We start from the raw sequence: 13,649 nt of genomic DNA, 5'->3' as shown, positions 1-13,649 counted from the left end.
TGCGCCTCCTCCTAGTTTTACAGACAGTCCGGAAGTTGGCCGATCAGCGTTTCCACGTCGGCCGAATCGTTGAAGGCGTGCACGGAAATGCGCACCCTGCCGTCTCCGCCCATGACGTAAATGCCCCGCTTCCTGAGCCTGGCGGCGACCGCTTCGGCCTCGTCGTGGCGGAAGGTGATATTGCCCGCGCGCCGCCCGGCGTCCGGCGGCGTCGTCACGTCCAGCTTGAGCGAAGCGAGAAACGGAATGAGCACGTCGCCGAGCGCGGCGACATGCCGCTCGACGTTGCCGATGCCGACGTCGAGAAGCAGCCGGGTCGAGCGCTCCAGCGCGTAAACCGTCGGATACGCCGGGTAGCCCAGCTCGAAGCGCCGCGCGTCCGGCTGGAAGGCGAACGTTTCGAACCGGTCGGAGCCGTCCGGATTGTCGGCCACGCTGCGCCAGCCGACGTAGGTCGGCATCATATGGGCCGTCCGCTTCGGGTTGACGGCCAGAATGCCGCCTCCGTGCACCGACAGCAGCCATTTGTAGGAGCTGGCGACGACGAAATCCGCCATCGACGCGTCGACGGGAACGACGCCGAGCGACTGCGTCGCGTCGAGCAGCAGCAGGGCATCGGTCTTCGCGATGCGCTCGTACAGCTTCCGGTAATCGAACCGAAAGCCGTTCAAGTAGCTGACGTGGCTCGTCATGACCAGCTTCGTGCGGCCGTCGACCCGGCTTAAAATATCGGCCTCGTCGACTTCCCAGTCGCGGTGCTGCACGACTCTGACCTCCACGCCGTCGCGTTTAAGCGCAAGCCAGGGGAGCACGCCGGACGGAAACTCGAGCACGTGAAGCACGACATTGTCCCCCGGCGCGAGCGCCAGCGCCCGCGAAATCATGGAGATCGCCTCCGAGGAACTGGACATGAGCGCAATGTGCTCCGGCCGGCTGCCGAGCAGCTCGGCCAGATTCCGCTTGCAGCTCCGTTCCGTCTCCGCGTTGCGGTCCCGTCCGCCGGGCCCGAGACTGCGGACGGTCATATACTCCGTCACCGCCTTGAGCACTTCGCGGTGGGTCGGCGTTTCCGCTCCGCTGTAAAACCAGGAACAGCGCTCCAGGCCGATAAAATCGTTTTTGTCGATCAATGCTTTCATCGGGGTTTGTCCCTCCGTTATAGGTTGGGCGGCACATCCAGCCGCTCGAAGCACAGGTGCGCCCGCTCGATATGCGCAAACGCCCGGGAGAGCAGAAACGGCCCGTGGCCGGGGAACAGCCGGTCGGCGCGAAGCCCGTGAAGCTTCGCCACCGTAGCGGCGTATTCGTCGATGATGCAATCCCATACGTTCTGAATGACGACTTTGCCGCCGGCGAATACGGTGTCGCCCGCAAACAGGCTGCGCCGCTCCCCTTCGTCCCACAGCAGGCAGATGTGGCCTCTGGAATGGCCCGGACTGTCGAGGACGCGAAGCGCAAGATCGCCGACGGCCACGAGGTCGCCCTCCCGGACTTTGCGCGAGATCCGGCAAGCGGGAAAGGCAAAATCCGGCGGATAGACGCCTCCCCGCTGCGCATGCCGGAGGCTCGTCTTGTCCATGTCGCCGCTCTCCAGCCATGCGGCCGCATCCGCGGCGGCAACGACCTCCATCCCGTACGTCCGTTCGAAATAAGCCGCCCCGGCGGCGTGGTCCGCATGCGCATGGGTCAAAATCAGCGTTTTAATCCGGTCCATGCCGAAGCCGGCGGCGGCGATGTTGGCCTCGATCCGTTCCGGATCGACGCCTCCGCCGGCGTCGATGAGGGCGCATTGCTCCCCGCCGTCCAGCAAATAGACGTTGCAGTCGGTCGGGTCGCTCAGCTCCATGCCGAACTTTCCGCTCCCGACCAAATAAACCCGATCGGCGATTTTCACCGTCGCTCCCCCCTTGCCGTCGCGTTCATTCCGGTATATAGGCTACGCATTCGATCTCCACGCGCATGCCGGGCGGAAACTTGCCGATCTCGACCGTGCTGCGGGCCGGCGGGTCCTGCTTGAAAAAGCTTGCGTATACCCGATCGTACTCCGCGAACGCGTCCAAGTCGTCCAGGAAAGCCGTCACTTTCAGCACGTGATCGAGGGAAGAGCCCGCTTCCCGCAAAATTTCCGCCATATATTCAAGCACCAGTTTCGTTTGGGCGGCCATATCGCCGGGGTGCTTGACGGTTTTGGACCCGAGCTCGAACGGACACGTTCCCGCTACGTACACCGTGTTGCCGAATTTGACCGCTTGCGAATAGCTGCCCGCCGGCTGCGGGGCTTTGTCGGTGCGGATGATTTCCTTGTTCATCGAAAAGCTCCTTTTTCATCGAAAAATTTCGGAAACGGCCTCCCGTTTCCCGCTCTTGGGCTTTAGCGGAACGTTCGCGCCAGCTCCATGTAAAACTCGGTCGCCCGCTCGACGTCGGACACGGCGACCCATTCCTCGCGGGAGTGGGCCTGGGCGATCGAGCCCGGTCCGTAGACGATGCTGGGGATGCCTTTGATTCCCTGCAGCTTGCTTGCATTGCTGCCGTACGTTTCTCCGAATACGCCGCTATTCAGGCCGAGCGCCGAAGCCGCGTCCCGCGCGCGCCGCACGAGCGGGTTGCCCGGCGGCGTATGGAGCGCCCAATCGAGCAGCAGCGGCTCGATCGCGCATTTGATTCCTTGCGCCGCGCACCATCCTTGCAGCTCCTCCTCGATATCCGCCAGCACCCGATGCGGATTTTCGCCGGGGACGATCCGGCGGTCCACCTCGATGACGCAGCTTTCGGGCACGATGTTGATTTGCTTTCCGCCGCGGATCGTCCCGATGGACAAGGTTGCCGGACCGCACAGGGCGTCGCTGAGGCGCCCGAGCTCCGGCGTCATTTTTTCCTGCAAATATTGAACGATTTTCGCCATCGACACGATGGCGTTTTCCCCCTCGTGAGGAACGGAGCTGTGCGCCGATTTGCCGAACGTCCGCACGGCGAAACGAACGCAGCCCTTGTGCGAGGCGACGATTTTCAGCTCGGTCGGCTCGCCGACGACCGCGGCCGATATCGGCATGTCCAGCTCCAGAAATTTAAGCAGTCCGGTAAACGCATGCTCCTCGTCGACGGACGCGCATAAGACGAGGTCGCACCTCAGCAGCTCGGGATAGCGCGCGCACTGCTCCATCGCGTACATCATCGCCGCAAGCGAACCCTTCGTATCGCAGGCTCCCCTGCCGAACAGCCGCCCGTCGCGGATGACCGGCACGAGCGGCCGCTCCATGCTGCCGAGCGAAACGGTGTCCATATGGGCCTCGTACAACAGCACGGAATCGGGGTGTCCCGTCCTCAGCTCGACGATCAGGTTGTCCCTTCCTTCGGCGACCGGCTGCCTTCGCACCGGCAGGCCGATCCGCCGAAAAAAACGCTCGATATAACGGGAAAGCTCCATTTCGCCGTTCGCCCCGTCCCCGTAGTGCGGGTTGACGCTCTGAATGCGGACGAGGTCCTCCAAAATATCGATGACCGGATGCTTCATCGTCCGCTTCCGCCCTCCCCGCGCAAGGCCGCAAGAGGCCTTGCGGCGGCGATGCGCGGTCCCCACTCGAGCAGCCATTCCCACGGCAGGCTTTCTCCGCCGACCATATACGGCACGCCGTCGTCCGGGGCGAATTCGTCGGTTCCGAGCGCCGCGTGGAACGTCTTTTTGTATTCGTTAATGACCATCGGAACGTAATATTCGCCGATCGGCACGCCCGTCCAATCGTGCGCCTTCGTATCGAAATAGTGCAGCTTGATCAGGCGGTAATCTTCCTCAGCGTGCCGGAGCGCTTGCGTCGCGTACTCGCGCAGCCTGCCGGCGTCCGCCTGTCCCGAATCCCGCTCGTCCAGAAACCGGTTAAAGAACAGCCCGGCCCGGATAACCTCGCGCATGCGCCTTGCCATCACGAGCGTCGCTTCGGCATTTTCCCGCCGGATCCGGCTCAAGCCCTCCGCCGCGGCGATCGCCGCAAGCTCTTCGATCGCCCGTTCGGCCGCCTCCGCGCATTGCGCCAAATAAGCGGCGCCTTCGTCGCCGACGTACTTGTTCGGCATGAACGGAAACGACGGCAGCGTCGGGCAAATTTGCGTCTCGTGGATGCACGGAAGCGTCCGAATGACCCGCTCGTACCGCTCCCCGTCCGCCTCGCCGTGCAGGTGGCGCGAGGCAAACGCCAAAAAGGCGTCGCGGTCGAACCTCCAGCAATCCCAGCCGTACTGGGCCGTCGCCATAAAAAACAGCTCGTGCCCGTACCATTCGAAGCCGTAGCCGTTGATCGCCGAGCAGTTTGTGTTGACCGCCCCCTGAAACTGGGCGATGTCGTTCCACAAGTGCTGGAACGCATAGTTGCGCAGCGATTCCGGGAACGTATCGGGAATCAGGTACGGAATTCGGCCGAGGCTGGCGGCGAAGCCGCTGCCCTCGCAGTTGCGCGACCAGATGCGATCCGGCCCGAACACCCGCGTCCATTTCAAAAATTCCCGGTCGTCATCCTCCAGTCCCGGCGCCCAAAACAGCTTCACGTCCTCCGGCAGCTTGTCCCGCCAGGCGGCGAGGTACGCTTCGTCCTTGACGATCGGCGGCTCCCGCAGCCAGCGAATGCCGATCAGCGTCTCGGGCTTCAGAACCTTGCGGTATTCGGCAAGCAGCTCGGCCGTTACGGTATGCTTCGCGTCGTTCGGCGGCAAATGGCCGTACTTGCGTTTGCATTCCGCGCATTGGCAAAACCACTGCACCTCTTCGCTCTCCTCGAAGACGAGGCCGTCAAACCCGAGCTCCTCGATCCGCTTGACGCTGGCGAGAAGATAATCGCGTACGTCGACCCGCGACGTGCACATCGAATCGTAATTGTTCACGTGCCCCGCGGCGATCAGTTCGGGCGACAGCACGCTCCGGCTTTCCGGGTGAACGACGGGGTACCCGCCGCTGTACGAGTTCATGCCGATATACGCATAGATCTCGATGCCCCGGTCGTTCGCGTACCGGATCAGCTCCTGAAGGAACGGCTTGCGCAAATTCGGGTGGGTGAACGAAACCTCGACCCAATCGCCGATCTCCTCGGACCACGTTTCCATTCGCAAGCCGCGAAGCTCCGTCTCCGGATACGCCGGGAATTCGAACGGCCAAAAACCGTACATGACGACGTTCAGCGCGTTGATTTTATGCCGGAAGCACCAGTCGACGAACGTCTTCCAACGTTCTCCGTCCCATAGCTGCGTGCCGAACCCCGCCCGGGCGAATCCCGCGTACCACGTCAGCGTCGGCGAGATGATCCGGCGGCCGATATCGGGGCCGTCGGCAATGGAAAGCTCCGGAACGCTGCCGTCCCCGGAGCTTTCGGCAAGCTCGAGCAGCGTCGCCGCCCCGTGCAGCGCCCCTTGGAGGTGCAGCGCGTAGACCGTCGCGCCGGACGCGTCGACTTCGAGCTTGTAAGACTGTTCGGGGAAAGCCTGCCCCCGCAGCTCTTCTTCCGCCTGCGAAGGCATCGTTTCCGGACCTTTGAATCGGATCGCGCGGGAGGAAGACGCGTCCTCCGCCGCGGCCGGCGCCGCTCCGAGCTTGACCAGCTCGGAGCGGACGACGTCGGCGGCTTCCCGCAAGGAAGGGTCCGCATGCAGCGCGATCGGCCCGGGAACGAGCGGAAAGCGCCCGTTCCGGAAAACCGCATGCTTTGGGGTTGGCAGCAGCTCGGCCGGCTGCCGTTCGTAGGTAACCCGCATTCGTGTCCGCTCCTTTTTTAAACCGAGTATTCAAACTTTACTGGATGTATTGGTCCACGTTGTCTTTATTGATCGGAACGTAGTCGACCAGTTCCTTCTTTTCGAACTTCTCGCCTTCGATCAGCCCGACGGCGACTTCGATCGCCCGCTTGCCTTCCTCCGTCACGTTGTCGAGCACGGTCGCGGCCATACGTCCTTCCTTGACGGCCTTGAGCGCGTCGGCGATGCCGTCGATGCCGACGACGAGAATGTCGGTGCGGCCGGCCGCCTCAACCGCTTGCAGCGCGCCCATCGCCATTTCGTCGTTTTGGGCGGCGATGGCGTTCAGCTCCGGAAACCGCTGCAGCCAGTCTTCCGTAATGCTCATCGCTTCGTCGCGGTTCCAGTTGGCGGTTTGCTCGGTCACGAGCTTGACGTCCGGATATTTGTCGAACAGCGCTTTCTGGAGCCCGGCGCCGCGAGTAATTTCCGCGGAATGGCCGATCTGGCCTTGAAGCAGCGCGACGTTCCCTTTGCCGTCCAGCAATTCGGCCAAAATTTCGCCCATCATTACCCCGGACTGCTCGGGATCGGTGCCGACGAACACGTCGTAATTTTCGTTTTCGGTGAAGGTGATCGCTTCGACGAGCGGAATGCCCGCTTCCTTCACGCGGTCGACCGCCGGACTCGAGCCGACCATGTCGACGGCGTTCAAAATGATCGCGTCCACCTTTTGCGAGATCAGGTTGTCGACCTGGTTCAGCTGTTCCTCGATTTTGTCCTGGCTGTCCATGACGAGCAGCTCGACGTTCAGTTCGTCGGCTTTTTCCTGCATCGATTCGACGAGCGATTTGATGAATTCGTGCGACAGACCCTGAGCGGCTACGCCGATCCGGTACTCCTTGCCCGCGGCTTCCCCCGAAGCTCCGCCCTCCGCGCTCGGCGAGGCGGTATTGCCTCCTTCGTTCCCCCCGCATGCCGCCAGCACCGTCGATGCCAGCGCAAGAGTCCCCAACCACTTCCAGCTTTTCATTTTTGCCATCTCTCGTTTCTCCTCTCGTCTATTCGGTTTTATGAAATCAGACGCGAGCGCCGCTTGCCGCGGCGGGCTCGGCCTCCGATTCTGGAGGTTAAGCGCGCTTTGCCCGTTGATCCAGAATGACCGCTCCCGCGATGATGACGCCCTTGATGATTTGCTGCCAATAGGAGGATACGTCGAGCAAATTCAACCCGTTGTTGATGACGCCGATAATGAGGACGCCGACGATCGTGCCGAGCATCGAGCCCCGCCCGCCGAACAGGCTCGTCCCGCCGATGACGACGGCGGCGATCGCGTCCAGCTCGTAGCCCATGCCGCTGTTCGGCTGTCCGGAGCTGATCCGCGAAGCGAGCAGTACGCCGGCAAGGCCGGCCAGCAGGCCGTTGATGACGTACACCCAGATTTTGACCCGGCTGACCCGGATTCCGGAAATGTGGGCCGCGTTTTCATTGCCGCCGACGGCAAATATATAGCGCCCGAACTTCGTTTTGTAGAGGATGATGCTCATGATGACGGTTACGAGGATGAACAAAACGACCGGGAACGGGATGGGTCCGAGATAGCCTTGGCCGAGAAATTTAAAGGAAGGAGAATCGATGACGATGGGACGTCCGTTCGTATAAATGAGCGCAATGCCCCGGGCGATCGTCATCATGGCGAGCGTGGCGACGAAGGGCGCGACGTTGAGCTTGGCGCTCATCGTGCCGCTGACCCCGCCGAGCGCGCCGCTTGCCAGCATGCCCGCGAGCAAAGCCACGATCGCCAGATCGGGATTATAGCTTACGATGCTAGCGGCGATGACGGCCGATACGGCCATCATCGAGCCGATGGACAAGTCGATGCCTGCCGTCAAAATAACGAACGTCATGCCGACGGCCAATATGCCGTTGATGGAGACTTGCCTCAGCACGTTCATCAGGTTCGTAAAGGTAAGGAAGGCGTCGGAAACGATGCTGAGGACGATGACGGCAAGCAGCAGAATGCCGATGAGGCCGTATTTGCGGAGCATGTCGGCCGGAATTCCGCCTCCGCCGGGCGGGGGCTGGCGTTTTAAGGAAAGACCGTTAAGCAATCCGCTCACCTCCGATGGCGCAGGCGAGAATTTGCTCCTGCGTCGCTTGTCCGCCCTGGAACTCGCCCTTGATTCTGCCTTGCCCCATGACCAAAATCCGGTCGCTCATCCCGATCACTTCGGGCAATTCCGATGAAACCATAATGATGGCCAACCCCTCTTTCGCCAGACTTGACATCAGTTTGTAAATTTCCGCTTTCGCTCCGACATCGATGCCTCGCGTCGGCTCGTCGAGAATGAGCACCTTGGGCCTCGTCATCAGCCATTTGGCGATGACGACCTTCTGTTGGTTGCCGCCGCTCAAATTTTGCACGTCCTGGTCGATGTCGCGCATTTTGATGCGGATTTTGCCGGTCATCTCCTCGACGTTGCGAACTTCGTTTTTGGCCGACAGGAACGGGCTTCCTCCGGAAATCGGCATGCTGGCCAGCGTCATGTTCTCGCGGATCGACCGGCAGAGCACGAGCCCGAGCTCCTTGCGGTCCTCCGTCACCATCGCAAGACCTTGGCGAATGGCGTCGGTCGGGTGCTTGATCGCGACCGGCTTCCCTTCCAGCCGCACCTCTCCGCCGTCCAGCCGGTCGATGCCGAACATCGCCCGCATCACTTCGCTGCGACCCGCTCCCATCAGGCCGGCGATGCCGAGAATTTCGCCCGCTCGGACCTGGAACGAAATGTCCTCGAACGCGGAATGCCGCCTTAAGCCCACCGCCTCCAGCACGACGTCGCCCCGGGTTGCCGCCTCCTTCGGATAGATCGCGTCCAGGGGACGCCCGACCATCATGGAAATGAGCCGGTCGGCGTCGAGGTTCGCGATGTCCTCCGAGCCGACGTACTCGCCGTCCCGAAGCACGGTTACGCGGTCGGTCTTGGAGAAAATCTCCTCCATCCGGTGGGAAATGTAAACGATCGGCACGCCTTTTTGCTTCAGATTGTCCATCGTCCGAAAAAGCGTTTTCACTTCGCTCTCCGACAGGGCCGACGTCGGCTCGTCCATGATGATCAGCTTGGCCCGGTACGATACCGCTTTGATGATTTCCAGCATCTGCTTTTCGGCGACGCTCAGGCGCCCGACCGATTGACCCGGCTCCAGCGGAAAATCGAACTCGTCCAGCAGCTCCCGGGTTTGGCGATAGAGCTCCTTGCGATTCAGAAAAATCCCGCCGCGCACCGGCTCCCGCCCGAGAAAAATATTTTCCGCGACCGTCATTTCCGGAATCGGATTGAGCTCCTGATGAATCATCGCGATGCCGAGGCCGAGCGCCGTCTGCGGCGAATCGATTTTGACGGGGTGCCCGTCGAAGACGATTTCGCCTTCGTCGGGCTTCACCAGGCCGGTCAATATTTTCATCAACGTCGACTTGCCCGCCCCGTTCTCGCCCATTAACGCATGCACTTCGCCCCGGCGAACTTCGAGGGATACCCGGTTTAACGCCTTCACGCCGAAAAAGGCTTTGGATATGCCCGTCATTTTTAAAACCGCGTCTCCCACTTATGCCCCTCCCTCTTCAACGAAATGGCAGGCTTCCCTTCCGATCCGCCAGGCGCCCGGAGGATCGGCGGAAGCGCGCCCGCTCAAAACCAGAGCGTCTCTCCGTCCTCCCAATGCTTGTCCTCGTCCAGCTCGATGAATTCGCGGTACGAGCGGTAAATGTGCTTGCGCATGATTTTTTCCGCGTTGTCGGGATTCCGCTCCTTGAGCGCCTCGATCAGCTCGAGATGCTGCTCGACTTCTTTTTCTTTGGTCGAATTCGAGCCGAGAATCCGGTTCACGAGCGAAATCTGGAACGAGATCGATTCGTAGGTATGGATCAGCCGCGCGTGATTGGACAGCTTGATGATCGACTGGTGAATGAACAGCGAGTCGGGCAGCAGCGTTTCGACGGAATCGTCGTCCAGCTTCGCCTTCATTTCCGAGTAAAAGCTCTCCAGGTCGTCGATCGCCGCCTGCGGCGCGATCTGGGTCGCGATGCGGATGGCCAGCCCCTCGATGGCCGCCCGAAGCGAATAGATTTCGAACACGTCGCTCCGCTGCAGTTCGTTCACGACCGGCCCTTTGTTCGGCACGATCGTCACGACGCCTTCTCCGGCCAGGATGTGCATCGCCTCCCGGACCGGCGTCTGGCTGATGCCGAGCTCGCGGGCAAACTTCGTTTCGACGATTCGGTCTCCCGGATTCAACTCCCCGCTTAAAATCAGCTGCTTGAAATATTCGACCAGATCGTGGCTGATGTTCTGCTTGTCCATAAAGGGCGGCCTCGTAACGATAGGCTTCACTCCTTATCACCTTCCCGTATTGGTTTGCCGTTCGGCCTCTTTTGGGATGTCATATTCTCTTACACCATATTCTATAATCTATATTATATATTATATATAATCTTGGCAAGACCGAATTTTTTATTTTTATTCCCGAAGCTCCGTTTTCTCGTTTTCGGGAACTTGTCTTCCGGTCAAGCGCTCCGCAAAGCTCCGCAAAGCGCAGCAAAGACGATGGGGCACCCGCATGTCGGGAGCCTTCATCGTCTTTGCCTTTGCGCTATCGCCTTAACCTGCGGTAAAGTCAAACCTGAAAACGGGATACGAGCCGGGTCAGCTCGGCGGACATTTCGTTAAGCTTGTCCGCCGACTCCGCCATAGCCCCCAGGCGGAGCATCTGCTCCTCCGTCCCCGCCGCCATCCGGGCCGCTCCGTCGGCGGAAACTTTCGCGATTGCGGCCAACTGCTGCACGGAAGCCGCCACCTCTTCGGACCCCGCCGACATCTGTTCCGTAATGGCGGACATATCCTCGGTCTGCGCGGATACGTCGCGGATCGCATCGAAGATGCCGTCAAACACCTCGCTGCTCTCTCTCGTCACCTGCATGCCGCCGTTTACCTCCTCAAGGCCCTGCCGCATCAAATGAACCGCTTCGCCGATTTCATGCGCAATCTGCGACGTGATGCTGGCGATGTCCCCGGCGGCGCTGGCGGACTGGTCGGCCAGCTTGCGGACTTCTCCCGAGACGACGGCAAAGCCCTTGCCGGCTTCGCCTGCGCGGGCGGCTTCGATGGCCGCATTCAGCGCGAGGAGTTCGGTCTGGGACGCGATGTCCGAAATCCCTTTTACGATATTCCCGATCTGGCGCGAACGCTCGTCGAGCATCCGGACGATATCGGACGATTCGTTGACGCTCCGGCTGATGCCGGTCATTTGCCGGACGACTCGCTCGATCGCATTTTGGCCTTCGCCCGCGTTTTCCTTCATCCCGCCGGCAGCCTCCATAACCTGGCCCGCAAGCCGCGCGATGTCCTGGATGCCTTGCGCCATCTCCTCCATCACCCGCGCGCTTTCGCCGGCCGCCTGGTTTTGGGCCTGCGCTCCGCCCAGCACCTCGCGGATAATCGCTGCATTCCGCTCGTAGTCGTTTTTGTCGCTGCGCACCCGATCGGCCAGATCGCGGGAAGCGTCCGCTGCCAGCACCGCCTTTTCCTGTACGCCCTTTATGATGCTTCGCATTTCTCCGACCATTTCCGAAAACTTGACGTTCAGTTCCCCGAAGTCGTCCTTCCGGTCGGTTCGCAGCGACACGTCCAGCCGGCCCTCGCTCACTTGTCCGATCGCCGCGAACAGCTCTCTGACCGGGGCGAGCGTGCGCCTCGTGAGGAAGAACTGGACGATCATCATGCCGAGCAGCGCGGCCGCCATCACAAGCAGCGACAACGTCTGAATCCGGCGGGCGTTCTCGCGGATGAGGGAGGCGCTCATATCGACCCCCAGTACGGCCGCGACGTTGCCTTCCTCGTCCAGCACAGGCTCGACGATGCTGATCCAGTCCCCGTATTGATCCTTGTAAATCGGGGTCTGCGACGCTTTCTTCGTCGCGACCACCGTATCGATCGCCTGTTGAACCGCCTCCGGATTTTCGTAGGTCGTCCCCGAAACGAGTCCCGCTTCCGCGATATGATCGGGCGTGGCGATTACTGTAACCTCTCCGTTCGCGTTGGTCGCGGCGGAAAAAAGATAAGCCTGGGCGACATTCGGATTGACCGCCGAAATGGTCGTCAGGCGCTCTGTCAGACGGCGTACCGGCTCGCGGTCCAAGCCGGGCTCCGCGATCGCCTTCGCAACGTCCTCCGCATTCAGCGGCAGCAGCGCCATGGCGGCAATCCCGTAGGCTTGCTCGTACAAATAGTCGGTCGTCATCCGCTTCTGCATCGCCACCCCCGACGCCGTCAGCACGGCGCCGACGATCGCGATGCTCAGGAAGGAAATCAGCAGGTTTTTTGCAAAAAAAGTTAAACGAATAGACTTCGCCATTTCGGACATCCTCTCCCCGAATCCGATTCCGCTTGACCGTGTGACGGACGATGACGATCAAACGTCGCCCAGTACGGGCGGCACCTCTTTATAACCTTTGGACTTGACAAAGCCGTAGACGACTCCGATCGCCAGCCAGGCGAAGCCGATATACAGAGTCTTCGAATCGAAGCCGCTCCAGATGAAAGCGATGACCGAGAAGCCGATCAGCGGCGAGATCAGATACCGGAAGGCGTCGAAGCCGCTTCTTTGCTTTTTGCGAAAGAAAAAGTGCGTCACGACGGCAAGATTCAGCAGCATGTAAGTCGTCATGGCCCCGAAATTGACGAGCCTGGCCAGGAAATCCAGCGAAAGAAACAAGGCGACGAGAATCGACACCGCCCCGACGAACAGGGTGGCATTGGCCGGGGTCTTGAACTTCGGATGAACCTTGGCCAGGAAACCGGAAAAAGGAAGCATTTTGTCCCGGCTCATCGAGAAAATGACGCGGGAGATGGCGGATTGGACGGTCAGCGCGTTGGCGATGCCGACCGAGACGACGCCGACGATGATAAAGGCGTAATACAGACCGTCGCCGCCTACCTCGCGCATGATGTCGAAATATCCCATTCCCGGGTCGAGATCGTCGTATTCGGGATGCGCCAGCGAGGCCATATAGGATTGCATGAGAAACAGCATGCCGATGAGCGCCAGCGAAGCGACGACGGACCGTCCGACCGTGCGGGTCGGATTTCGGGTTTCTTCGGACAGGGTGCTGATGCTGTCGAACCCGATAAACCCGAGCACCGCGATGGAAGCGGCCGTCGCGATAAGCTGCAGGTCGATTTTGCCCGGCTGATAAAACGGCGCGATGGAGAAATGCCCCATGCCGTTTCCGTCGATCAGGACGTATTTGAGCGCGCACAGGACAAAGATGGCGATCAGACCGAGCTGGCAGATCAGAAACAGATAGCTCGCCCATCGGGTCAGAGAGATGCCCCTGGCATTGACGATCGTGATAATGAGCGTAAAGACGAGGATCATCAACCAGTTCGGAACGCCGGGAAATGCGGCAGACAGCCAAAGATTGGAGAAAGCGATCAGCATTCCCGGGATAATCAGATAGTCCATAATAATAATCCAGCCGGTCAGAAACCCGATATGCGGATTCATTCCCCGCTGCACGAACGAGTACGCCGAGCCCGCGATCGGAAATTCCTTGCTCATGGATGCGTAGCTCATCGCGGTAAAGATCATGGCGACGACGCCGACCAGATAGACGAGCGGAGCCATGCCGCCGCTGGCTATGGAGGCGGAGGCATATACCTGCGTCGGCGCGATCGGCAGCATCGTGATCAGGCCGAAGACGACGAGATCCTTGAATGTTAGCGTTCGCTTCAACTCCTGGGCGTACCCGGTCGCCGGATCCCCTTCGGAAAGCCGGGACGAATCGGAAATCGGACGAATCGGAAGAGCGTTTTCCCTCGATTTGGACACTTCGGACATATACAGCGCCTCTCCTTCTCCTTCTATTTGTTGCCTGTCTC

11 protein-coding genes are annotated in these 13,649 nt (G+C 60.7%); all 11 read right to left on the bottom strand.

What is annotated here, in order from left to right; translation table 11 throughout:
• Positions 1-17: 17 nt before the first annotated feature.
• The 11 genes from B7E11_RS16340 to B7E11_RS16290 all read right to left on the bottom strand — a co-directional run bounded on the left by B7E11_RS16340 (position 18) and on the right by B7E11_RS16290 (position 13,608).
• The gene (locus tag B7E11_RS16340) at positions 18-1,139 is read right to left on the bottom strand and encodes an aminotransferase class V-fold PLP-dependent enzyme (protein WP_176220789.1); all 1,122 of its coding nucleotides are present in this window, start codon (positions 1,137-1,139) and stop codon (positions 18-20) included.
• 17 nt (positions 1,140-1,156) lie between these two features.
• Positions 1,157-1,894 (bottom strand): MBL fold metallo-hydrolase, encoded by a 738-nt coding sequence (locus tag B7E11_RS16335; RefSeq protein ID WP_080836534.1) that lies wholly within the window; start codon positions 1,892-1,894, stop codon positions 1,157-1,159.
• Between the two features lie 25 nt (positions 1,895-1,919).
• Complete coding sequence (locus tag B7E11_RS16330; protein WP_080836533.1) at positions 1,920-2,309, bottom strand: RidA family protein; 390 nt, start codon at positions 2,307-2,309, stop codon at positions 1,920-1,922.
• Positions 2,310-2,371: 62 nt separating this feature from the next.
• On the bottom strand, positions 2,372-3,514 hold the full coding sequence (locus B7E11_RS16325) for a M20 family metallopeptidase (protein WP_176220788.1): 1,143 nt from the start codon (positions 3,512-3,514) through the stop codon (positions 2,372-2,374).
• The gene (locus B7E11_RS16320; protein WP_080836530.1) at positions 3,511-5,736 is read right to left on the bottom strand and encodes a glycoside hydrolase family 20 zincin-like fold domain-containing protein; all 2,226 of its coding nucleotides are present in this window, start codon (positions 5,734-5,736) and stop codon (positions 3,511-3,513) included. The genes B7E11_RS16325 and B7E11_RS16320 overlap by 4 nt, the downstream gene beginning before the upstream one ends.
• A gap of 37 nt (positions 5,737-5,773) precedes the next feature.
• Positions 5,774-6,757, bottom strand: a complete 984-nt coding sequence (locus tag B7E11_RS16315; protein ID WP_080836528.1) for a substrate-binding domain-containing protein — start codon at positions 6,755-6,757, stop codon at positions 5,774-5,776.
• Positions 6,758-6,845: 88 nt separating this feature from the next.
• Positions 6,846-7,826, bottom strand: coding sequence for an ABC transporter permease (locus B7E11_RS16310; RefSeq protein ID WP_338026195.1), 981 nt, complete (start codon positions 7,824-7,826; stop codon positions 6,846-6,848).
• Positions 7,819-9,318, bottom strand: coding sequence for a sugar ABC transporter ATP-binding protein (locus B7E11_RS16305; protein WP_281256508.1), 1,500 nt, complete (start codon positions 9,316-9,318; stop codon positions 7,819-7,821). Before B7E11_RS16305 ends, B7E11_RS16310 begins: the two co-directional genes overlap by 8 nt.
• Before the next feature lie 83 nt (positions 9,319-9,401).
• On the bottom strand, positions 9,402-10,073 hold the full coding sequence (locus B7E11_RS16300) for a GntR family transcriptional regulator (RefSeq protein ID WP_080836526.1): 672 nt from the start codon (positions 10,071-10,073) through the stop codon (positions 9,402-9,404).
• A 313-nt stretch (positions 10,074-10,386) separates the two neighbouring features.
• The gene (locus B7E11_RS16295; protein WP_176220787.1) at positions 10,387-12,123 is read right to left on the bottom strand and encodes a methyl-accepting chemotaxis protein; all 1,737 of its coding nucleotides are present in this window, start codon (positions 12,121-12,123) and stop codon (positions 10,387-10,389) included.
• A gap of 57 nt (positions 12,124-12,180) precedes the next feature.
• Entirely contained in the window at positions 12,181-13,608 is a 1,428-nt protein-coding gene (locus B7E11_RS16290) for an APC family permease (protein WP_080836522.1), read from the bottom strand.
• Positions 13,609-13,649 lie beyond the last annotated feature (41 nt).

The sequence above is a fragment of the Cohnella massiliensis genome (assembly GCF_900169535.1).
In the GTDB taxonomy this organism is placed as follows: domain Bacteria; phylum Bacillota; class Bacilli; order Paenibacillales; family Paenibacillaceae; genus Cohnella; species Cohnella algarum.
The sequence above is the reverse complement of the archived record's forward strand: the minus strand, read 5'-3'. Positions and strand labels throughout refer to the sequence as shown.